Below are 18574 nucleotides of genomic sequence, written 5' to 3'. Positions count from 1 at the left end.
CCGCAATCAAGCCGCACTCAAGCCGCGAGCCCCGCGTCGATCACGTCGCGCGCCGCGCGAAAGCCGGCCTCGGCGGCGGCGTGCTCGGTGGGCCAAAGACTGTCGATATGCACGAGCCGCCAGTCGACCACCACCGCGCTCTCACGCAGCACGCGGAAATGCGCCTTGACGCCGGTGAGCACCTGTTCGACCGCGACTTCGATGTCGTAGTCCTGATAGCGCTCCTTGTAATCGCCCATGTCGAGGCCCGTCGGCTCCATCTTCACTTCCCCCTTCGCTGCGGTTCCAATCGCCGTTCATCGCGCGCGAACGCGCCGGCACCGGCGGCAGCGCGGTGCGCTGCAACCTGCCCTTGCCAACCCGCTTGCGGCTCGTTCGAACAAGGTCGCGCAAACGTCGCCCGTCGGTTCGCTCAGTCGCAATCGCCGGAAAGGTACTGCCTGCCGTTGCAGGTGATTTCGACTTCGTCGCCGCTCGATTCGGCGACGAGTCCGCTCGCCAGCAACTGCGCGGTGACGGACTGCGGGAATTTCGGCGCCGGCTGGCCGACGCCCACTTCGTTCAGGCGCCGCAACGCTTCGATTGCTTCGGGACTCAATGACTTCGACATGGCGGTCTCCGTCGACGTGACTGAATTTATCGTAGCAAGTTTCGAGAGCGAATGGAGGCGCATTGGCGCATCGTCACGAGCGAATGGCTCGCGCGTGAATTTTCGCGGGCGACGCCGGTCTACCGGGAAACCCCACGCAACCGAGCGGACGCGAGGAACGCAAAAGGAGAAGGCGATGAAGCGAAGCACTCTGGCCGCGCTAAGCGCAACCGCCGCGCTGCTGGCGCTGGGCGCGAGCGGAACGGCGGCATCGGCGACGCCAACGACGACCAACGCGGCAGGCTCGACCACGCCGCCCAAGCAAGGAGCGCAACCGGCCGACGCCGCATCGTCGATGGTAAAGCCGCCCGAGTCGGCATCAGGCGCGACGGGCTCGAGCAATCCGGACAACATGCCGATCAAGCGTCCGCGCAAGCCCACCAACGACAAAATGATGCACGAGCCGCCCGCGAGCGGCGCGAACGCGAAATAGCGCGGCGCTTACAGGCGCGCGATCGAGACCTCCGTCGACTTGACGAGCGCGACGACTTCCGAGCCGACTTGCAGCTCGAGTTCGTCGATGGAGCGCGTCGTGATCACGGAGGTCACGATGCCGAACGGTGTGTCGACATCGACTTCGGACACGACCGGTCCGCGGATGATTTCCTTGACCTTGCCTTTGAACTGATTGCGTACGTTGATTGCGGAAATGCTCATTGCGAGTGACTCCAGGGAAAGCGATTAGATTCAGTCAGTCAAGGATGTCAGATGGCCCAACGGACATCTGTTGGCCGCGTGAAACGGCCTGCGTTGCCAGCGTTACCTGCACCACGTGCGTCGCGCGAATCGTGCGCCTCCTCGCGCAACGCGTCGTCGTTCGGCGCATTTTTCAGCACGCGCTGCAGCACATGCTCTTCGAGCGCGGCAAAACCCGCGGACGCACGCGCCCGCGGACGCTCGAGCGGCACCGGCTGATCGAGCGCGATGCGCCCTTCTTCGATCAACAGGATGCGATCGCCTAACGCGACGGCCTCGTGCACGTCGTGCGTGACGAGCAGCGCGGTGAACTTGTGCTCGCGCCATAGGCGCTCAATGAGCGCATGCATTTCGATGCGCGTCAACGCGTCGAGCGCGCCGAGCGGCTCGTCGAGCAGCAGCAATTGCGGACGATGCACGAGCGCGCGGGCCAACGCGACGCGCTGACGCTGACCGCCGGAAAGCTGCGCGGGCCAGTCGTTGGCGCGCTCGAGCAAGCCGACTTCGGCAAGCACCGCGCGCGCGTCGTCGCGCGCGCCGCGCGGCAGCCCGAGCATTACGTTCTGCAGCACGCTCTTCCACGGCAACAGACGCGCGTCCTGGAACATGATCCGCGTGTCGAGCGGCCGGCCGTCTTCAGCGCGTTTTTCGAGTACACCGGCGCTCGTCTTCTCGAGACCGGCGACGAGCCGCAGCAACGTCGATTTACCGCAACCGCTGCGGCCGACAATCGCGACGAAACTGCCGCGCTCGATCGACAGATCGAAGTCCGTCAGCACCTTGCGTTCGCCATACTGCTTGCCGACGCCGCGCAGCTCGACCGAGTAATCGGCGGTGCGGTTTGTGCGGGTCTTTCCGTTCGCGTCCCTTGCATCTTCGCGCGCCACGGCGCCCGCCTGCTCCGCCGCCCGTCGCTCATTGCGCACCTGACGGCGCGCACGCTCACGCTCATCGAGATCCGCGGCCACATCCGCGTTGTGATCCGCAACGCGCGCCTGCGCCAGTTCGACCTCCAGATCGCGGCCCGCGATGCCGCCGAACGTCGTCGACAGTGTCGTTGCGCTCATGCCTTACCTCCACGTTGATAGGCCGGATGCCAGCGCAGCGACACGCGCTCGAGGCTCTTCGCCAGCACGTCGGCGATCTTGCCGAGCGCCGCGTACAACAGAATGCCGACCACGACGACATCGGTTTGCAGGAATTCGCGCGCGTTCATCGTCATATAGCCGATGCCCGATTGCGCCGAAATCGTCTCGGCGACGATCAGCGTCACCCACATCAGCCCGAACGCGAAGCGCACGCCGACGAGAATCGACGGCAGCGCGCCCGGCAAAATCACGTGCCGATAGAGCGCTACGCCCTTCACGCCGTAGCTGCGCGCCATCTCGATCAGATTCGAATCGACCGAACGGATGCCGTGGAACGTGTTCACGTAGATCGGGAAAAAAACGCCGAGCGCGACGAGGAACACCTTCGCCTGCTCCTCGATGCCGAACCACAGGATCACGAGCGGGATCATCGCCAGCGCGGGAATATTGCGGATCATCTGCACGGTCGAATCAAGCGCGATTTCGATCGGCTTGAAGAGACCGGTCGCGAGCCCGAGCACGAGACCGATTCCGCCGCCGATCGCAAAACCGGACACCGCGCGCCACGTGCTGACCTTCACGTCGGCCCACATTTCGCCCGACTGGATCAACGACCACGCCGCCTTTACCACCGCGAGCGGCTCGGGCAGAACGCGCGTGGACAGCACGCCGCTGCGCGCGGCGGCTTCCCAGGCGAGCAGAATCAGAAGCGGTGCGACCCACGGCGCGAGCGACGCGCCGACTTGCCGCAACGACCCGAAAGCGGACCGCAGCGCGGGCCGGAAAGCCGCGCCGCCCTGCGCGCCTTCATCGCGTTGCGCACTCACAGTGGATTGAGTCATGTGACTTCCTCATTGCGTGTCGAAGGTGTCGTAACCGAACGGACGCCGCTCAGCTCGCACTCGCCGCCTTCGGCAGATAGTTGTTGCCGACGATCTCGCCGAACGGCCCGGAAAGCGGCCCGTTTGAGGTCTTGCTCTGGCGGCCGGGCAGCAGCGGAAACACGAGTTCGGCAAAGCGATACGACTCTTCGAGATGCGGATAGCCCGACAGAATGAACGTCTCGATGCCGAGCTCCGCGTATTCCTTCATGAGCGCCGCGACCTGTTGCGGATTGCCGACGAGCGCGGTGCCCGCGCCGCCGCGCACGAGACCGACGCCGGCCCACAGGTTCGGATAAACCTCAAGCTCCGCGCGTCCGCCGCGCTTGCCGCCGTGAAGCGCGGCCATGCGGCGCTGACCTTCGGAGTCCATCTTCGAGAACGACGCCTGCGCGCGCGCAATGGTCTCGTCGTCGAGCTTGCTGATGAGTTTGTCGGCGGCGGCCCACGCTTCTTCTTCCGTCTCGCGCACGATCACGTGCAGGCGAATGCCGAAGCGGATCGTGCGGCCATTCGCAGCCGCGCGTGCGCGAATGTCGGCGATCTTTTTCGCGACCGCCGCGGGCGGCTCGCCCCACGTCAGATAGGTGTCGATGTGCTCGCCCGCCATGTCGTGCGCGGCCGGCGAAGAACCGCCGAACCACAGCGGCGGATGCGGCTTCTGCACGGGCGGATACAAGGCCTTGCCGCCCTTCGACTGCAAGTGCTTGCCTTCGTAGTCGATCGCATCGTTCGTATGCGCGGCCGTGAGCAGCTTGCGCCAGATGTGCAGGAACTCGTCGGTGATTTCATAGCGCGTGTCGTGATCGACGAACACGCCGTCGCCTTCGAGCTCGGCCGCATCGCCGCCCGTCACGACGTTGATCAACAGGCGCCCGTTCGACAGACGGTCGAACGTGGCGGCCATGCGCGCGGCAAGACCCGGCGATGAAATGCCTGGTCGGATCGCGACCAGAAACTTCAGGCGCTTCGTCGCGGCGATCAGGCTCGACGCGACGACCCATGCGTCCTCGCACGAGCGGCCCGTGGGCAGCAGCACGCCCTCGTAGCCGAGCGTATCGGCGGCGACGGCGATCTGCTGGAAGTAGTCGTAATCGGCCGCGCGCGCGCCTTGCGACGTGCCCAGATAACGGCTGTCACCGTGAGTCGGAATGAACCAGAACACATTCATTTGCTGCTCCCCGCGTATTCGGAAACTGGAGTGGATCGAGACAACGCCGGACGCACGCATCCAGCCGGTCATCGGACATGAACCGGACGATGCATCGCGAAGGGACGGAAAAAGGTTGCGGTATCGACGCTAAAGGCAACGGCGCGAGGCGCCGTCTGCATGGAGAAACAGTCTATGGACGGGGGCGCGGCTTTTGAACGATTTTTTTGAGCTTAGGTTTTCCACTTCCGTGATTAGCCCGACGCTACAGCATACGGGCACGACCCCGGAGGGCCGCGGAAAAGCCGCGAGCGCTGGATATAATGGCGCACGTTTCCAATAATCCGGTGCAGGCAATGCAAATCACGCGCCTGTACCCTGGCGGTGCAATGCATGCAAAAACTCATCCTGCCGTTTGTCGCCGGTTTTCTGGCATCGCTGTTCTTTCATGAATCCACGCTGGCGCTGCTGCATGCCGCAGGCGTCGTCGATCAAAGCGGTTTTTCCACTGCCCCGTTCATGCCGCTCGGCCTGCCCGAGTTCATCGCCAACGCGATCTGGAGCGCGTTCTGGGCGGTGTTGATGGCGTGGCTCTTGCGCGTCGCGCCCGAGCGCCGCGCGCCGTGGCTGCCGGCGTTCGTGTTCGGCGGCATCGTATTGACGGCGGCCAGCGTGTTCGTCGTCGATCCGATTCGCGGCATCTGGCCAAGCGGCAACATGCTGCCGCGCCTCGCGATGGGCTTTGCCGCGAACGCGATGTGGGGCTGGGGCGCGCTCGTCTTCATGCGCGCGTTCATGGCGGGTGAGGATGCGGATTGAGCGCGCGCTGAGCGTTCGCTCGGATGCTCGTCCACGTGAGCGGCGAACCGCGAGCGACTAGCGGCTAGCTCCGCAGGTCGCGCAGCGGATGCTCGTTCGGCGGCCACGGGCTTTCGAACATCTTCTCGACGTCGGCGGCGCCGACGTCTTCAATGCGCGCAAAGCGCCAGCGCGGCGCATTGTCCTTGTCGATGATGCGCGCGCGCACGCCCTCCACTGCGTCGCCTTGTTCAAAGCTCGAGCGCGTGAGATCGAGATCGCTGCGCAGCACCTCGGCCATCGAGCCTTCCGCGCGCGTCACCACCTCGAGCGATACCGCCATCGAAAGCGGCGAGCGCTCGCGCAACACGGCGATCACCTGCTCGGCCCACTCGGCGCTGTCGCGATCGCACTTCTGCTGCAGCGACGCCAGAATGCGCGGCACGTCCGGCAGCGCGAAATGCCGGTCGATCAGCGTTCGCGCGCGAGCGAGCGGCGACTCGTCCGGCGGGGGCGTCACCTGATCCTGATACGCGCGGCATTCGCGCTCGACGCACGCCACCACATCTGCGCCGCGCTCGAACAGTTCGCTGCGCAACGTGTCGACGAGCGCGGGCAACGCGGCGTCTTCCATATAGACATCGGCGAGACCGGCGTACAGCGCGTCGGTCGCGCCGATGGTCTCACCCGTCACCGCGAGATAGCGGCCGATCGCGCCCGGCGTGCGGGCGAGAAACCAGCTCGCGCCGACATCGGGAAAGAGGCCGATGCGCGTTTCCGGCATCGCCATCTTCGTGGACTGCGTGACGACCCGCAGCCCGCCCGTGCGATGCGCGCCCTGCGAAATGCCCATGCCGCCGCCCATCACCACGCCGTTCGTCAGCGCGATATAGGGCTTCGGATATGTGAAAATCGCGTGATTGAGCCGGTATTCCTCGATAAAAAACGCGTCGCGGGTTTCGTGGTCGCCGCGCTGCACGGACTCGTACAGGAAGCGGACGTCGCCGCCCGCGCAGAACGCCCGCGGATGCTGGCTGCGCACCACGACCGCGAGCACGTTGGGATCTTCCGACCAGGTGTCGAGCGCGGCGTGCATCGCGCGGATCATGCCGATCGACAGCGCGTTGAGCGCCTGCGGTCTTTCGAGTTCGATGAAACCAATGCGGTTGGCTACGTAAGTCGCGAGCTGGTCGCTGGCTGCGGGCGAGGCGGAAAGAGACATGGAAGACGACGCGCGACGGCGCAGAGTCACGGGAAACCCAACGTTATCACGTAGCTGCGGCGTCGGACCTGTTTGTGGTGGAAGGCGGCGCGGCGTCGGGCAGGTTGCCGGCGACTATGCGCGGGCGCGCGCTGCACGTTGTGCGTTGGCGCGGCGAGCCGCTGTCTTGCGGTGCGGCTCGCCGCATGGGGTTCGTTGAGCTTGAGCTTGAGCTTGAGCTTGAGCTTGAGCTTGACCTTTAGCCCGCGGCGTTGCCGGGCGGAAAGTGGCCGCTCTTGAGCAGCACCGGCGTACCGTTGCTGATCTGCAAGTGCTCGCGCGCAACGGCTTCGATGCGCGGACGGCCGGCGTCGAACGCGCGCATCCAGCCTTCTTCGTCCTCGGAGTGGGCGCCGAAGTGATCTTCGAGCGCCTCGACGGAGATCGCGCAGGGCACGGGCTCGCCGTCCACGAGCGCGGAAAACACAACGGTCAGATTGGAATCGCGGTAGGCTGGCGCGCCTGCGGGAAACCTGATTTCCATGGTCGCCTCATCGGAAGTATCTGGCACACAACCGGAGCCCGCAAAAACCGGCCGGCCCCGGACGACCCGAATATGGTACTCGCGGGGCCGGACCGCGGTCCAGAGCGCTGCGGCTGGCGTGTGGGCGGTTGGTTGGGGATGGGCGTCGGCGCCAGGGTGGCTTTCGGTTTGACTCCTGGCCTGGCTTTGGGTGTGGCTTCCGGTGCGCGTTTCGGTTTGACTCTTGCCGTGACTTTGGGTGTGTCTCCCGGCCTGACCCCGCGGCTCACTGCGCGCATGCTTGCGCACTCCACGATCGCGCGCCGTCATGGCCGGCCTCCGAGCAGCCGGTCGATGTAATCGCGCGCGGCCTGTTCGACGAATGCGAGCGCCTCGTCCTCGCTGCCAAAGCGCTGCTCGCCGCCGAGATCGACCAGGGTTTCCATCCGGTGCGAATCGTCGGGGCCGAGTTCGGCGAGGCTGACCGACCCAACGTAATGGCCGCCCGCGCCTGGCGCGTCACCTGCCGGCACGAGGCGCGCGGCGGCGCTGATGTAATAGCCGCGATAAGGGCCGCTGACCCGCTCAGCCATGTTCGTTCTCCTCGATGCAATGATTGAGGTAAGGCGCCGGGGAAGCCAATTAGTTCTGCGAGCGTGCGCTTGTTGGGCGCTTTCCACACTTGTTCGGCCCTTGCTTCGCGCTCGCTGCGCATGTATGCCGCACCTTCGCGCTTGGCGCCGGTCGAAGAGCTTTATCGGCACATTCCATGCTCAGGCAGTCGGGCCCTTTCCAGTTCCGCGAGCGCAATATGGGAAAATATTTTCTGGACGACCACGAATTGCCCGAGCCGGATGCGGCGAACAGATGGTTTGCGTACGCCGAAAGTCACGGCATCGACATCGCGAGAGCCATCAGCATCTGGGAAGACGCGGCCACCGAAAGCGGCGCGGAAAGCCGCAAGCTGGTTAGCACAGCGGGCATCACTATCGACGCACCCTGAGCTTGCGCGCGTCGCAAGCTCGCATGATCAAAGGAAACAATCACGATGCATTTCATGACGCAATTGCCGCGCACCCGCCATCTTCGACATGGCCTCGCGCGGGCTCTGCTGCGCCGCATTTCGCTTCTTGCCGCGTTGCCGGCCGCGCTCGCGATCGGCGTGGGCATAGCCGGCTGCGCGTCGTCGAATACGACGTCGCTGATCAATCTGCCGAACGGCCAGACCGGCTTTGCGGTGAATTGCAGCGGCGCCGGCGCCGATTCGAGCTGGGCGTCATGCTACGTGCAGGCCGGCAAGGCGTGTGGCGCTACGGGCTATGACATCGTGTCGAAGGACAACGACGAAGGCGGCACCGCGGGCGGCAGCGTGACGAACGTCGTGTCGGCCAACGTCAAGAACCGTTCGATGATCGTGCGCTGCAAGTGAGCGCGTTCAGCTTCGGTTGCAGTCGCAGTCGCAGTCGCAGTTGCAGTTGCAGTTGCAGCGCAGTTGGCGGCCGCCGTTGCGGCACAGGCGCCGGAGCATGCTTCAATGCGCCTGCATCTTCGAGAACATGTTGAGCACGGCGACGCCCGCGATAATCAGCCCGAGGCCGATGACGGCCGGCACGTCCGGCACCTGTCCGTACAGCAGCAGCGCGACGAGCGTGATCAGCACGATGCCCGCGCCGGACCACACCGCGTAAACGATGCCGACCGGAATGCTGCGCAGCGTCAGCGACAGGCAGTAGAACGCGACGGCGTAGCCAAGCACCACAATCGCCGACGGCACGAACCGCGAGAAGCCCTCCGACGCGCGCATCGCCGATGTCGCGATTACTTCGGCCACGATGGCGATGCCCAGCAATGCATAAGGCGGCAGCCGCATCGGCTCAGGCCTTTGCAAGCGCGAGCTTGCTGTAGTCGTGACCGAGATGCGCGCATAGCGCTTCGACCACGAACTCATGATCGGCGCGCTGCGGCAGACCGGACACCGTGATCGAACCGATTACGCCCGCGCCCGTGACTGTCAACGGAAACGCGCCGCCGTGCGACGCGTATTCGGTGGCGGGCAGACCGTGTTTGTCGGCGAGCGTGCTGCCGGCCTGCTGCATTTTCAGACCGATCGCGTACGAACTGCGCCGGAAATGCGCGACCGTGTTGCCCTTTCGGCGTGCCCAATCGATGTTGTCCGGCGTCGCGCCGTCGAGCAGGCTGAAGAACAGCGGTTGACCGAACGTGCGGACGTCGATGGCGGCCGCGATGCCGCGTGCCTTCGCGACCTCGTGCAGATAGGCGCCGATTTGCCAGGCGCGGTCGGCGTCGAATTGAGGAAACACGAGCGCGTGTTCCTGAGCGGCAATGACCTGCAGATCGTGAGCGATGTCCATGAAATTCCGAGGGCGAATGGGAGTACGGGCGCGTCGTCGTGCAGTGCTGACGGTTTGTGCGGTTGTCTGCTTTGTCGTGCGGCGAGTCGCGCGGTTCCTTGCGAACAGATCCGGATTACTCGCGACTACCTCGCGATGGCGCGACATGCGTGACGGCGCGTCGAATTGCGATTTTAGCGCAGCGTGTTGCGCGGGCCTTGCGCGATGCGACGCGGGGCACGCATCGCGCGACGTGCTGTTAGTTAGCGCCGGCGCTTCTCAGAGCGAGGACAAAGCGTTCCGCTGAGGAAAAGGCCCGCGCCCAAAAAGCCGTTTTCTTAAACGCCTATTGCACGCGCTTCCCATCTGTTCTATAATCTTTTCTTCGACGGACGCGGGGTGGAGCAGTCTGGCAGCTCGTCGGGCTCATAACCCCGAAGGTCGTAGGTTCAAATCCTACCCCCCGCAACCAAGTGCTCAATGCGAGCGAACAGGTCAAAGCGTCGAAAACAACATTCAAGGCTTGCCAAATCGGCAGGCCTTTTTTGTTTTGAGCTTGCTATTCCTCTTCCAAGCTTCGACACGCGGGTCATCGGCTCCGCATACAGCGTTCCAGTTGTTCGCAAACGCGCGCGCGCATCGCCGTCGCAACCCCCGCCAACTTCGCCTCTCCCACCGCCCTTCGCGCCCGCCACAAAACCACGCCGCCCCAGTGATAAACTCCTAGCACCCTTTCTCGTCCCCTTCCTATGAAATTCTGTTCTGTCTGCGGCCACGGCGTCAGCCTGAGCATTCCGCCGGGCGACAACCGCGAGCGCTTCGTGTGCGGCAGTTGCGGCACGGTGCACTATCAGAATCCGCGCAACGTCGTGGGCACCGTTCCGGTGTGGGACGACAAGGTGCTGCTATGCCGCCGCGCGATCGAACCGCGCTACGGCTACTGGACGCTGCCTGCGGGCTTCATGGAAATGGGCGAGACCACGGCCGAGGCCGCGTCGCGCGAAACGCTCGAGGAAGCCGGCGCGCGCGTCGAAGTGCAGAGCCTGTTCTCGCTGCTGAACGTGCCGCACGTGCATCAGGTGCATCTGTTCTATATGGCGCGCCTGCTCGATCTCGACATTGCCGCGGGCGAGGAAAGTCTCGAAGTAAAGCTCTTCGAGGAAGGCGACATTCCGTGGGACGAGATCGCGTTTCCCACCGTCGGACAAACACTGCGCTTCTTTTTCGCCGACCGCGCGGCCGGCAGCTTCGGCCTGCATACCGGCGACATCTTCCGCTCGCTGCGCGAAGGCTGAGCGGCGCGCATGGTCCCCTGGCTCGGCCCCGACGATCCCTTTCCGCCCGTCGAGCGTGCGCTCGGCGCGGCCAGTGGCGCGCCGGGCCTGCTCGCCGCGAGCGGCGACCTGCTGCCGTCGCGGCTCATCGACGCTTATCGTCACGGCATCTTCCCGTGGTATTCCGACGGTCAGCCGGTGCTGTGGTGGAGCCCCGACCCGCGCATGATCCTGCGTCCCGCGGAGTTCAAGGTGTCGCCGTCGCTGCGTAAAACGCTCAAGCGCGTGCTGCGCGACGACGCGTGGGAGATTCGCGTGGATCACGATTTCGCCGCGGTGATGCGCGCGTGCGCGCAAGCGCCGAGGCGCGGACAGCGCGGCACCTGGATCACCGCGGACGTCGTCGACGCCTACACGTCGCTGCATCGGATGGGCGATGCGCACAGCATCGAAACATGGTTCGAAGGCGAGCGCGTGGGCGGCTTATACGGCGTCTCGTTCGGCAAGATGTTCTTCGGCGAATCGATGTTCGCGGACGTCACCGATGCCTCGAAAATGGCGCTGGCCGCGCTTGTCGGGCACTTGCGCCGTCACGAAATAGAAATGATAGACTGCCAGCAGAACACGTCGCATCTGGCGTCGCTCGGCGGTCGCGAGATAGCGCGCAAGGCGTTCATCGCGCATGTTCGCGCGTCGGTCGACGCACCGCGCATTCCCTGGCGCTTCGACAAGACCGCGTTGCTCGATGTGCTCGCGCGAGCGGCGTAGAAGGAATCAGGCCGAATCCGGGTCCGCATGATCGAACGCATGATCGAACGCACAAGCGAACGCGCGGATCGACAAGCTAGCCGCAACGCGCGCCGGGTTTGCATTACCAGAGACACCAGAGACGCTTCGAGAGCTGCCAACGTGACTCATCCCAACGAGCTGCCTCTTTCTCCGCTTTCGGCGCTGCAATTTTATGCAACGGCGCCTTATCCCTGTAGTTATCTCGACGGGCGCATCGCGCGCTCGCAAGTCGCCACGCCCAGTCACCTCATCAACTCCGATGTCTACACGGACCTTGTGAAGGCCGGCTTCCGGCGCTCCGGCGTGTTCACCTACCGGCCGTATTGCGACGGTTGCCGCGCGTGCGTGCCGGTGCGCGTGCCGGTCGATCGCTTCGAGCCGAACCGTACGCAGCGCCGCGTGTGGAAAAAACATGGCGAGATGATCGCCACCGTCGCGCCGCTTCACTACGACGAAGAGCACTACGCGCTCTACATGCGCTATCAGTCGGCGCGGCATGCGGGCGGCGGCATGGACCGCGACAGCCGCGATCAATACGAGCAGTTCCTGCTGCAAAGCCGGATCAATTCGCGGCTCGTCGAATTCCGCGAGCCGCTGCCGGACCGGCCCGATTCGCCGGGCCTGCTGCGCATGATCAGCATGATCGATATTCTCGGCGACGGGCTCTCGTCCGTGTACACGTTCTTCGAGCCGGGACTGCCGCATACGAGCTTCGGCACGTACAACATCTACTGGCAGATCGAGCAGGCGCGCAGTCTCAAGCTGCCGTATGTGTACCTCGGCTACTGGATTCGCGAGAGTCCGAAGATGGCGTACAAGGCCAATTTCCGGCCGCTCGAAGGATTGATCGACGGCACGTGGCGCGTGCTCGATCCCGCCGGCGTCGATCTCGCGCCGACCGGCGCGGGGATGCAAGGCAGGCGCGGGCCGCTGCGGCCTTGAGTGTGGGCTGAGGGTGGCCCGAAGAACACCACGCTCGACCCGCGCCCGCGGCAACGCACCGCCCTCGCCTTCCGCCTTATCTCATCGACAGCGCAAAGCCGGTAAAATAGCGGGTTCCCATTTTCCGGCCGCCCGGCTTCGTCCTGTGTTCAGTTCCCTCTATCCGCTCGTACGCGCCCAACTCTTTCGCATGGACGCGGAAGACGCTCATCACCTGACCTTGCGCGCGCTCGGCGCCGCCGGTCGCACCGGGCTCGCCGGCGCGCTCGCCGCCCGCGTGCCCGATGCGCCGCGCACGGTGATGGGACTGACGTTCCGCAATCCGGTAGGACTCGCCGCGGGACTCGACAAGGACGGCGCCGCGATCGACGGGCTCGCCGCACTCGGCTTCGGCTTCATCGAAGTGGGCACGGTCACACCGCGCGCGCAGCCGGGCAACCCGCGCCCCCGCATGTTCCGGCTGCCGCAGGCGCAAGCCGTGATCAACCGGATGGGCTTTAACAACGCGGGCGTCGATCAGTTCGTGCAAAACGTGCAGGCCGCGCGTTACCGCGGCATTCTCGGGCTGAATATCGGCAAGAACGCCGACACGCCGATCGACCGCGCCGCCGACGATTATCTCTACTGCCTCGAGCGCGTCTATCCGTTTGCGAGCTATGTGACGGTCAACATCTCGTCGCCGAATACGAAGAACCTGCGCCAGTTGCAAGGCGCGGACGAACTCGACGCGCTGCTCGCCGCGCTCAAGGACAAGCAGCAGCGTCTGGCCGACATGCACGGCAAGCTCGTGCCGCTCGCGTTGAAGATCGCGCCCGACCTCGACGACGAGCAGATCAAATCGATCGCCGGCACGCTGCTGCGCCACCGCTTCGAAGGCGTGATCGCGACCAACACGACGCTGGCGCGCACGGCCGTCGCGGGCATGCAGCACGGCGACGAAGCGGGCGGCCTGTCGGGCAAGCCGGTGTTCGACGCGTCCAATGAAGTGATCCGCAAGCTGCGCGCCGAAGTCGGCGAGACGGTGCCGATCATCGGCGTCGGCGGGATTTTTTCCGGCGACGACGCGCGCGCCAAACTTGCCGCGGGCGCGTCGCTCGTTCAGCTCTATACGGGCTTCATTTATCGCGGCCCGGCGCTCATCGGCGAATGCGTGCAGGCGTTGCGCTAGGTATGCGGTCAGCGTGCGCGCTCTCACGCGTCGCTGATGGTCATGCACACGCCCGCCTCGTAATACAGACATGAGCAATGGGTATTTAGCGACGGGCACTCTGCTTTGTTAAGCTCTCGTCCGCTATAACGCCATACGAACAAAAAAGGACCACGATGCAACTTCGCTTGTTGAAAAAACTTTTCGTCGCCGCGATGATCGGCGCTTCGTTCACCGCGATCCCGGCCCATGCCGACGATCTGCTGGATCAGGTCAAGCAGCGCGGCACGCTGCGCGTCGGCCTCGAAGGCACCTTCCCTCCGTTCAATTCCAAAGCGCCGTCGGGCGAACTGGTCGGCTATGACGTCGACATCGCGAAGGCTGTCGCGGCGAAGCTCGGCGTGAAGCCGGAGTTCATCACGACCGAATGGAGCGGCATCATTGCGGGTCTGCAGGCCGGCAAGTTCGACGTGATTGTCAATCAGGTTGGCATTACGGACGCACGCAAGCAGTCGCTCGATTTTTCGCCTGCGTACACGTACTCGGCCGCGCAACTGATTCAGCGTAAGGACGACACGCGCCAGTTCAAGTCGCTCGACGATCTGAAGGGCAAGAAGCTCGGCGTCGGCCTCGGCACCAACTACATGGACATGGCGAAGTCGGTGCCGGGCATCGACGTGAAGACGTATCCGGGCGCGCCCGAATATCTGCGCGATCTCGCGGCGGGCCGTCTCGACGCGGCGCTCAACGACCGCCTGATGCTCGCGTATCTGCTGAAGAACTCGCAGTTGCCGCTGCGCACCGGCGCGAACGTCGGCGCGGGCAACCCGTCGGGCATTCCGTTCAAGAAGAACAACCCGAAGTTCGCCAAGGCAATCGACGACGCAATGACGCAGCTCGAAACCGACGGCACGTTCGCGAAGATCTCCGACAAGTGGTTCGGCATCGACGTGAGCAAGCCGATCAAATAAGCGGCTGGAATAAGCGGCTCGCGATGAAACGAAGGGCGGCATGCTCGGTATGCCGCCCTTCGCACTTGTGCGGCACGCGCTCCCATTGACGATATGCGCCTTGCGCGCCAACCCGAGCACTGCTCATGTCCACCACTTCCCTGCTCGTCGAATCGCTTCCTGCGCTCGCGCAGGGCGCCGTCCTGACGGTCAAGTTCGCCGTTCTGTCGATGTTCTTCGGCCTGATCGCCGGCGCCGTGCTCGCGCTGATGGGCGTGAGCCACAGCCGCACGCTGAACCGCCTCGCGCGCGTCTACGTGAGCGTGATGCGCGGCACGCCGCTGCTCGTGCAGATCTTCGTGATTTACTACGGCTTGCCGAGCTTCAATATTTCGCTCGATCCGACGCCGGCCGGCGTGATCGCATTGTCGGCGAACGTGGCCGCGTATCTGTCGGAGAGCATGCGCGGCGCGATCCTCGGCATTCATCAGGGACAATGGCTCGCCGCGTACAGCCTCGGACTCTCGCGGCGCCAGACGTTGCGTTACGTGATCGCGCCGCAGGCGTTGCGCATCGCCGTGCCGAGCCTGTCGAACAGCCTCATCAGCCTGATCAAGGACACCTCGCTCGTGTCGGTGATCACCGTCACGGAACTGCTGCGCAGCGCGCAGGAAGTCATCGCGTCGACGTATCAGCCGTTGCCGCTTTATCTCGCCGCAGCGGCTGTTTACTGGGTGCTGTGTCAGATACTGGAACTGCTGCAGCGCTGGTATGAGCGGCGTCTTGCGTTGCCTTCGCGGCATTGAGCGCGGCACGCGATGAACGCGTGGTCGGCTACGCTTTCATTGCGAGCCGGGTGAAACGTCATGCGTGTGAACCCTGAGTCGTGACTCGCGGCCCCCTTCACTCTCCCGCAAACTTCAGCCCTAGCGCCGCGCGCGCCGCGTCGGCCATCTCGATCATCTGCAACGATTTGCTGTGCGGCATCAGCGGACTTTCGAGCTGTCCCGTGCGAATCAGCTCGCAGAAATGCGCGGTCTCGTAGTTGAGGCCGCCGCCTTCGAACGGCTCGTCGAGCTCGACCACGCGGCCGTCGGTATAACGGATCGTCGCGCGCGACGGGTTCCACCACGGCTCGTGAATCGTCACGTGCCCGCCCTTCGCCATCAGCAGCGCGTCGCCCTTGCCGTGCAGATCGAGCCCGCAAAACAGTTGCGCGATGCCGCGTTCGTGCCGGCTGTTCAGGCTCGCAAACGTATCGACGCCGGTCGAACCGAGCCGGCCCAGCGTTTGCACTTCTAGCGGCGCGCCGAGCCAGTCGACGGCAAGAAATATTTCATAGATGCCGATGTCGAGCAGCGCGCCGCCCGCGTGCTCGAACGACAGCGACGGATGATCGTCGGGTACGCCCGGCACCGAGCAGCCGGCCCGCACGAGTCCCATGTCGCCGATCGGATCGTCCTTTAGATGCGCGCGCAACTTTCTGTAGAGCGGATAAAACGGCGGCTTCATCGCTTCCATGAAGAGCCGTTGTGCGCAGCGCGCGACGTCGACCACACGCTCGAGTTGCGGCCTGTTGATCGTCGCTGGCTTTTCGCACAGCACATGCACGCCCGCTTGCAGCGCGGCGACCGCGTAGTCAGCGTGGCTGTCCTGAACCGTCGCGATGTAGAGCGCGTCGATGCCGCTCGCGAGCAACGCGTCGAAGCTCGTGCAAGCCTCGCCGCCGAACTCGTCGGCGAAAGTCTGAGCAGGCTCGGGCCGCCGTGACCACAGCGCGGCGAGACGCGCGTGCGGCACATAGGCGAGGCCTTGAGCGAACCGGCGCGCGATACGGCCGGCGCCGACAATGCCCCAACGGATCTCGCGGTCCGAAGCAGTGGCGTGGGTTGCGGTTGGGTTGGCGTTCGTCACGATCGGCTGGCGTCCATGCGGATAAAGAGAGCCGCTATTGTCGCGCATGCGGCCCCGCACGTGTGCCGTCGCCGGCGAACGCCCTGCGTGTGTGTCTCTATCGAACGAACGACGACCGAACCATGAGCGGAAGACTCGCGCGCAGCAGCAGCGCGCAACCGATGCGCCGCCCCGTGTTGCCCTGCGTCTTGCCCAGCGTGTCAGCCGCGCGAGGGCGGCACCGGCGGCGCGCCGGCGAAGGTGCCGGCGATTTCCTCGGTCGTGTGATCGATCATCGCCATCGCAGCGAGTTCGGCCTCTTTCGGGTCGCGCCGTTCGATCGCCTCGACCACGCGCCGATGCGAGTTCACTGCCGTTTCCCACGCGCCTTCGCGAGCGGTGACGATGGGATTACCGGTCGACAGCGCGCCGCGAATGATCGCCGCCATCTGCTTGAAGAACTGGTTACCGCTCGCGACGACGATGCGCGTATGGAACAGCTCGTCGGCTTCCTGATAACCGGGCTCGCCCGGACGGATCACCTTGAACGCCTCGAACGCGTCGCGCACCCCCGCGATGTCGGCCGCGCTGCCGCGCGATGCGGCCTGCGCCGACGCACGCGGTTCGATCAGAATACGAAACTCGATGACGTCGCGCAGGAACACCGGATCGGGCTTCGCGCGAAAACGCCAGTTCACGACGTCCTCGTCGATCATTCGCCAGTCGCTCATCGGCCGGATGCGCGTGCCGATCTTCGGACGCACATCGAGCATGTCGCGCGCGAGCAGCATCGAGAGCGCCTCGCGCATCACCGTGCGGCTCACGTCGAACTCTTTCGACAGCACGTCCTGCGGCGGCAGTATCGCGCCGTATTTCTCCTCGACGATCCCTGTGACGAGCCCATCCATGACCTTGCTCACCAGCGATCGATCCTTGTTTGCCTGTTCCATGACCCTCTCCCCGAAGCGGTGTTCGCCCCCGCGTAGCCTGTTGATAAACCGCCCTTTTGTGTGTTTTATCGTCGCGTGGTTACTCATCCACGATACGTTGCTAGCTTCACAACGGTTACGCCAGTTGGGACACTTCCTGACAGGGTTATCCCTCTGAAGAATTGTTTCTTCTGTGTAACGCGATCGGCCCCGAAGGACCATAAGCTTGCGTCTCAAGCATGCCTTTCACGCCGACTTTGCATCGTGCGAAGACGCACGTAGGACGGCAAATTGTCTGAACGGAGGCGGCGTGCAATCGATCATGGGTTGCCGCAAGCGGCGGACCTGGTGCCTGTGTGGTTGCTGGTGCGACTACCCGTGAGTCTTTAGTGCGCTCGCCGCTCTTCAATTCGACACACGTGAGCATGCATGGCCTCGCTCGTCATCAAGGCGACGCGCCGCAAGCGGCTTGTGCGCGATGAAGTGGAACCAGCACGCGCCGCTGTTCTCGACGCCGTCGGAAATACGGTTGCCCGCGCAACTATCAAACACCGCATCGCATTGCAAGCCAATCTGCGCAAGTTGCCGGCGCTGTTCGGCAAGTGTCGTGTAGACGATCACAATGCCGAAGTTGTGAGCCGCCGCTGTCTTGACCGCGTAGCCGCCATAGTCGCGATTCAGCTTGCCGTTGTGTATATAGTTGAGCGTGCCGAGCTGGAAGCGCCGCATCGAGCGCAGCGTACGCCAGCCGAGCGTCAGCGGATTGAGCGTGAAACGCGGCAGCAGATGCCAGATGCCCTCGCGGTAACCGGGGCCGCCGCGATTATGCGACGAGAACAGCACATAGCCGCCTGGCCGCACCACGCGATACATTTCCTGAAGGATCTTCACGCGATCGTTGTAGTCGACGCAGTCGATACCGTTCCAGCTAAATGCAGCGAGCCCGTAATGATCGGACGGCAGCTCGGACATATCGCGTGCATCCATATGCCGCAAATCGCAGCCGGGATAGCGCAGTCTCGCTGTCTCCAGCAGGTTCGGCGCGTAGTCGACGCCGGTGTATTCGTTCGAGATACTAAGCATCAGTGCAACGGTGCGCCCGGTGCCGATGCCTATATCGAGCAACGGCGTGCCCGAACAACGCGGCGCGAGCCATCTGAAGGCGGCCTCTTCGCCCGCGTCGGAGAAGCTCTTGTCGGTCGTGAAAACGCGGGCCGCGTCGCGCGAATTCCACGCGAGGCGATTGATGCGGTCCAGCTCCGATTGACTATTCACGACACGTCTCCAGTGCGATGCAAGAGCGCGGCGACAGC

At 64.4% G+C, this 18574-nt stretch carries 24 protein-coding genes and 1 tRNA gene; 11 read left to right on the top strand and 14 right to left on the bottom strand.

Annotated elements, in window-relative coordinates; translation table 11 throughout:
* Nucleotides 1-17 precede the first annotated feature (17 nt).
* Both BGRAMDRAFT_RS10930 and BGRAMDRAFT_RS10925 read right to left on the bottom strand, forming a co-directional pair.
* Nucleotides 18-260: a DUF6566 family protein gene (locus BGRAMDRAFT_RS10930; protein ID WP_006048792.1), complete on the bottom strand. Its 243-nt coding sequence runs from the start codon at nucleotides 258-260 to the stop codon at nucleotides 18-20.
* Nucleotides 261-412: 152 nt separating this feature from the next.
* A complete protein-coding gene (locus BGRAMDRAFT_RS10925; protein ID WP_006048791.1) occupies nucleotides 413-610 on the bottom strand; it encodes a hypothetical protein in 198 nt (65 codons plus the stop codon).
* Between the two features lie 175 nt (nucleotides 611-785).
* Here BGRAMDRAFT_RS10925 and BGRAMDRAFT_RS10920 point away from each other — a divergent pair, with 175 nt between their 5' ends.
* A complete protein-coding gene (locus BGRAMDRAFT_RS10920) occupies nucleotides 786-1082 on the top strand; it encodes a hypothetical protein (RefSeq protein ID WP_006048790.1) in 297 nt (98 codons plus the stop codon).
* An 8-nt stretch (nucleotides 1083-1090) separates the two neighbouring features.
* On the opposite strand, the gene BGRAMDRAFT_RS10915 is transcribed toward BGRAMDRAFT_RS10920, so the two are convergent.
* The 4 genes from BGRAMDRAFT_RS10915 to ssuD are packed head-to-tail and all read right to left on the bottom strand — an operon-like array spanning nucleotide 1091 to nucleotide 4485.
* Complete coding sequence (locus BGRAMDRAFT_RS10915; protein ID WP_006048789.1) at nucleotides 1091-1306, bottom strand: TOBE domain-containing protein; 216 nt, start codon at nucleotides 1304-1306, stop codon at nucleotides 1091-1093.
* A gap of 47 nt (nucleotides 1307-1353) precedes the next feature.
* Nucleotides 1354-2412, bottom strand: coding sequence for an ATP-binding cassette domain-containing protein (locus BGRAMDRAFT_RS10910; RefSeq protein WP_006048788.1), 1059 nt, complete (start codon nucleotides 2410-2412; stop codon nucleotides 1354-1356).
* Nucleotides 2409-3275, bottom strand: coding sequence for an aliphatic sulfonate ABC transporter permease SsuC (gene ssuC / locus BGRAMDRAFT_RS10905; protein WP_006048787.1), 867 nt, complete (start codon nucleotides 3273-3275; stop codon nucleotides 2409-2411). The genes BGRAMDRAFT_RS10910 and ssuC overlap by 4 nt, the downstream gene beginning before the upstream one ends.
* Before the next feature lie 49 nt (nucleotides 3276-3324).
* Nucleotides 3325-4485: an FMNH2-dependent alkanesulfonate monooxygenase gene (gene ssuD, locus BGRAMDRAFT_RS10900; RefSeq protein WP_006048786.1), complete on the bottom strand. Its 1161-nt coding sequence runs from the start codon at nucleotides 4483-4485 to the stop codon at nucleotides 3325-3327.
* A 372-nt stretch (nucleotides 4486-4857) separates the two neighbouring features.
* Here ssuD and BGRAMDRAFT_RS10895 point away from each other — a divergent pair, with 372 nt between their 5' ends.
* Entirely contained in the window at nucleotides 4858-5283 is a 426-nt protein-coding gene (locus BGRAMDRAFT_RS10895) for a hypothetical protein (RefSeq protein WP_006048785.1), read from the top strand.
* 64 nt (nucleotides 5284-5347) lie between these two features.
* Here BGRAMDRAFT_RS10895 and BGRAMDRAFT_RS10890 read toward each other — a convergent pair whose 3' ends face one another.
* The 3 genes from BGRAMDRAFT_RS10890 to BGRAMDRAFT_RS10880 all read right to left on the bottom strand — a co-directional run bounded on the left by BGRAMDRAFT_RS10890 (nucleotide 5348) and on the right by BGRAMDRAFT_RS10880 (nucleotide 7579).
* The gene (locus BGRAMDRAFT_RS10890) at nucleotides 5348-6484 is read right to left on the bottom strand and encodes an enoyl-CoA hydratase/isomerase family protein (protein ID WP_006048784.1); all 1137 of its coding nucleotides are present in this window, start codon (nucleotides 6482-6484) and stop codon (nucleotides 5348-5350) included.
* Between the two features lie 238 nt (nucleotides 6485-6722).
* Nucleotides 6723-7007 carry a DUF1488 family protein gene (locus tag BGRAMDRAFT_RS10885; RefSeq protein ID WP_029971341.1) on the bottom strand — a complete coding sequence of 95 codons (285 nt, stop codon included), beginning with the start codon at nucleotides 7005-7007 and terminating at the stop codon, nucleotides 6723-6725.
* 305 nt (nucleotides 7008-7312) lie between these two features.
* Nucleotides 7313-7579 (bottom strand): hypothetical protein, encoded by a 267-nt coding sequence (locus tag BGRAMDRAFT_RS10880; RefSeq protein ID WP_006048782.1) that lies wholly within the window; start codon nucleotides 7577-7579, stop codon nucleotides 7313-7315.
* 218 nt (nucleotides 7580-7797) lie between these two features.
* Between BGRAMDRAFT_RS10880 and BGRAMDRAFT_RS10875 the strand changes: the two genes are divergently transcribed.
* Together BGRAMDRAFT_RS10875 and BGRAMDRAFT_RS10870 are read left to right on the top strand one after the other, a co-directional pair.
* Nucleotides 7798-7989, top strand: coding sequence for a hypothetical protein (locus BGRAMDRAFT_RS10875; protein ID WP_044020825.1), 192 nt, complete (start codon nucleotides 7798-7800; stop codon nucleotides 7987-7989).
* Nucleotides 7990-8034: 45 nt separating this feature from the next.
* Nucleotides 8035-8415 (top strand): hypothetical protein, encoded by a 381-nt coding sequence (locus BGRAMDRAFT_RS10870; RefSeq protein ID WP_006048780.1) that lies wholly within the window; start codon nucleotides 8035-8037, stop codon nucleotides 8413-8415.
* Nucleotides 8416-8517: 102 nt separating this feature from the next.
* On the opposite strand, the gene BGRAMDRAFT_RS10865 is transcribed toward BGRAMDRAFT_RS10870, so the two are convergent.
* Entirely contained in the window at nucleotides 8518-8850 is a 333-nt protein-coding gene (locus BGRAMDRAFT_RS10865) for an SMR family transporter (RefSeq protein WP_370882129.1), read from the bottom strand.
* Nucleotides 8851-8860: 10 nt separating this feature from the next.
* Nucleotides 8861-9358: a heme-degrading domain-containing protein gene (locus BGRAMDRAFT_RS10860; RefSeq protein ID WP_006048778.1), complete on the bottom strand. Its 498-nt coding sequence runs from the start codon at nucleotides 9356-9358 to the stop codon at nucleotides 8861-8863.
* A gap of 372 nt (nucleotides 9359-9730) precedes the next feature.
* Between BGRAMDRAFT_RS10860 and BGRAMDRAFT_RS10855 the strand changes: the two genes are divergently transcribed.
* The 7 genes from BGRAMDRAFT_RS10855 to BGRAMDRAFT_RS10825 all read left to right on the top strand — a co-directional run bounded on the left by BGRAMDRAFT_RS10855 (nucleotide 9731) and on the right by BGRAMDRAFT_RS10825 (nucleotide 15245).
* Nucleotides 9731-9809 (top strand) — tRNA-Met (locus BGRAMDRAFT_RS10855).
* Nucleotides 9810-10086: 277 nt separating this feature from the next.
* Nucleotides 10087-10632, top strand: a complete 546-nt coding sequence (locus tag BGRAMDRAFT_RS10850; protein ID WP_006048777.1) for an NUDIX hydrolase — start codon at nucleotides 10087-10089, stop codon at nucleotides 10630-10632.
* Between the two features lie 9 nt (nucleotides 10633-10641).
* Nucleotides 10642-11379, top strand: a complete 738-nt coding sequence (gene aat / locus BGRAMDRAFT_RS10845) for a leucyl/phenylalanyl-tRNA--protein transferase (protein WP_006048776.1) — start codon at nucleotides 10642-10644, stop codon at nucleotides 11377-11379.
* A 141-nt stretch (nucleotides 11380-11520) separates the two neighbouring features.
* Nucleotides 11521-12342: an arginyltransferase gene (locus BGRAMDRAFT_RS10840; RefSeq protein ID WP_006048775.1), complete on the top strand. Its 822-nt coding sequence runs from the start codon at nucleotides 11521-11523 to the stop codon at nucleotides 12340-12342.
* 145 nt (nucleotides 12343-12487) lie between these two features.
* A complete protein-coding gene (locus BGRAMDRAFT_RS10835) occupies nucleotides 12488-13510 on the top strand; it encodes a quinone-dependent dihydroorotate dehydrogenase (RefSeq protein ID WP_044020820.1) in 1023 nt (340 codons plus the stop codon).
* A gap of 155 nt (nucleotides 13511-13665) precedes the next feature.
* Complete coding sequence (locus BGRAMDRAFT_RS10830; RefSeq protein ID WP_006048773.1) at nucleotides 13666-14460, top strand: cystine ABC transporter substrate-binding protein; 795 nt, start codon at nucleotides 13666-13668, stop codon at nucleotides 14458-14460.
* A 125-nt stretch (nucleotides 14461-14585) separates the two neighbouring features.
* Entirely contained in the window at nucleotides 14586-15245 is a 660-nt protein-coding gene (locus BGRAMDRAFT_RS10825) for an amino acid ABC transporter permease (protein WP_006048772.1), read from the top strand.
* A 97-nt stretch (nucleotides 15246-15342) separates the two neighbouring features.
* Here the strand turns inward: BGRAMDRAFT_RS10825 and BGRAMDRAFT_RS10820 are convergent, their stop codons facing one another.
* From BGRAMDRAFT_RS10820 to BGRAMDRAFT_RS10810, 3 genes are all read right to left on the bottom strand, one after another.
* Nucleotides 15343-16401, bottom strand: a complete 1059-nt coding sequence (locus BGRAMDRAFT_RS10820) for a Gfo/Idh/MocA family protein (RefSeq protein ID WP_006048771.1) — start codon at nucleotides 16399-16401, stop codon at nucleotides 15343-15345.
* A gap of 152 nt (nucleotides 16402-16553) precedes the next feature.
* Nucleotides 16554-17282: a FadR/GntR family transcriptional regulator gene (locus BGRAMDRAFT_RS10815; RefSeq protein WP_006048770.1), complete on the bottom strand. Its 729-nt coding sequence runs from the start codon at nucleotides 17280-17282 to the stop codon at nucleotides 16554-16556.
* A 384-nt stretch (nucleotides 17283-17666) separates the two neighbouring features.
* Nucleotides 17667-18536 carry a class I SAM-dependent methyltransferase gene (locus BGRAMDRAFT_RS10810; protein ID WP_006048769.1) on the bottom strand — a complete coding sequence of 290 codons (870 nt, stop codon included), beginning with the start codon at nucleotides 18534-18536 and terminating at the stop codon, nucleotides 17667-17669.
* Nucleotides 18537-18574: the final 38 nt, after the last annotated feature.

It is taken from the genome of Paraburkholderia graminis C4D1M, assembly GCF_000172415.1.
Lineage (GTDB): Bacteria > Pseudomonadota > Gammaproteobacteria > Burkholderiales > Burkholderiaceae > Paraburkholderia > Paraburkholderia graminis.
This window is presented reverse-complemented; position numbering and strand designations above follow the sequence as displayed.

Bases quoted from the DNA above. Each gene is read 5' to 3' on its own strand.
- BGRAMDRAFT_RS10930 (WP_006048792.1), bottom strand. From the start codon at position 260: ATGGAGCCGACGGGCCTCGACATGGGCGATTACAAGGAGCGCTATCAG.
- BGRAMDRAFT_RS10925 (WP_006048791.1), bottom strand. From the start codon at position 610: ATGTCGAAGTCATTGAGTCCCGAAGCAATCGAAGCGTTGCGGCGCCTG.
- BGRAMDRAFT_RS10920 (WP_006048790.1), top strand. From the start codon at position 786: ATGAAGCGAAGCACTCTGGCCGCGCTAAGCGCAACCGCCGCGCTGCTG.
- BGRAMDRAFT_RS10915 (WP_006048789.1), bottom strand. From the start codon at position 1,306: ATGAGCATTTCCGCAATCAACGTACGCAATCAGTTCAAAGGCAAGGTC.
- BGRAMDRAFT_RS10910 (WP_006048788.1), bottom strand. From the start codon at position 2,412: ATGAGCGCAACGACACTGTCGACGACGTTCGGCGGCATCGCGGGCCGC.
- ssuC (WP_006048787.1), bottom strand. From the start codon at position 3,275: ATGACTCAATCCACTGTGAGTGCGCAACGCGATGAAGGCGCGCAGGGC.
- ssuD (WP_006048786.1), bottom strand. From the start codon at position 4,485: ATGAATGTGTTCTGGTTCATTCCGACTCACGGTGACAGCCGTTATCTG.
- BGRAMDRAFT_RS10895 (WP_006048785.1), top strand. From the start codon at position 4,858: ATGCAAAAACTCATCCTGCCGTTTGTCGCCGGTTTTCTGGCATCGCTG.
- BGRAMDRAFT_RS10890 (WP_006048784.1), bottom strand. From the start codon at position 6,484: ATGTCTCTTTCCGCCTCGCCCGCAGCCAGCGACCAGCTCGCGACTTAC.
- BGRAMDRAFT_RS10885 (WP_029971341.1), bottom strand. From the start codon at position 7,007: ATGGAAATCAGGTTTCCCGCAGGCGCGCCAGCCTACCGCGATTCCAAT.
- BGRAMDRAFT_RS10880 (WP_006048782.1), bottom strand. From the start codon at position 7,579: ATGGCTGAGCGGGTCAGCGGCCCTTATCGCGGCTATTACATCAGCGCC.
- BGRAMDRAFT_RS10875 (WP_044020825.1), top strand. From the start codon at position 7,798: ATGGGAAAATATTTTCTGGACGACCACGAATTGCCCGAGCCGGATGCG.
- BGRAMDRAFT_RS10870 (WP_006048780.1), top strand. From the start codon at position 8,035: ATGCATTTCATGACGCAATTGCCGCGCACCCGCCATCTTCGACATGGC.
- BGRAMDRAFT_RS10860 (WP_006048778.1), bottom strand. From the start codon at position 9,358: ATGGACATCGCTCACGATCTGCAGGTCATTGCCGCTCAGGAACACGCG.
- BGRAMDRAFT_RS10850 (WP_006048777.1), top strand. From the start codon at position 10,087: ATGAAATTCTGTTCTGTCTGCGGCCACGGCGTCAGCCTGAGCATTCCG.
- aat (WP_006048776.1), top strand. From the start codon at position 10,642: ATGGTCCCCTGGCTCGGCCCCGACGATCCCTTTCCGCCCGTCGAGCGT.
- BGRAMDRAFT_RS10830 (WP_006048773.1), top strand. From the start codon at position 13,666: ATGCAACTTCGCTTGTTGAAAAAACTTTTCGTCGCCGCGATGATCGGC.
- BGRAMDRAFT_RS10825 (WP_006048772.1), top strand. From the start codon at position 14,586: ATGTCCACCACTTCCCTGCTCGTCGAATCGCTTCCTGCGCTCGCGCAG.
- BGRAMDRAFT_RS10820 (WP_006048771.1), bottom strand. From the start codon at position 16,401: ATGCGCGACAATAGCGGCTCTCTTTATCCGCATGGACGCCAGCCGATC.
- BGRAMDRAFT_RS10815 (WP_006048770.1), bottom strand. From the start codon at position 17,282: ATGGAACAGGCAAACAAGGATCGATCGCTGGTGAGCAAGGTCATGGAT.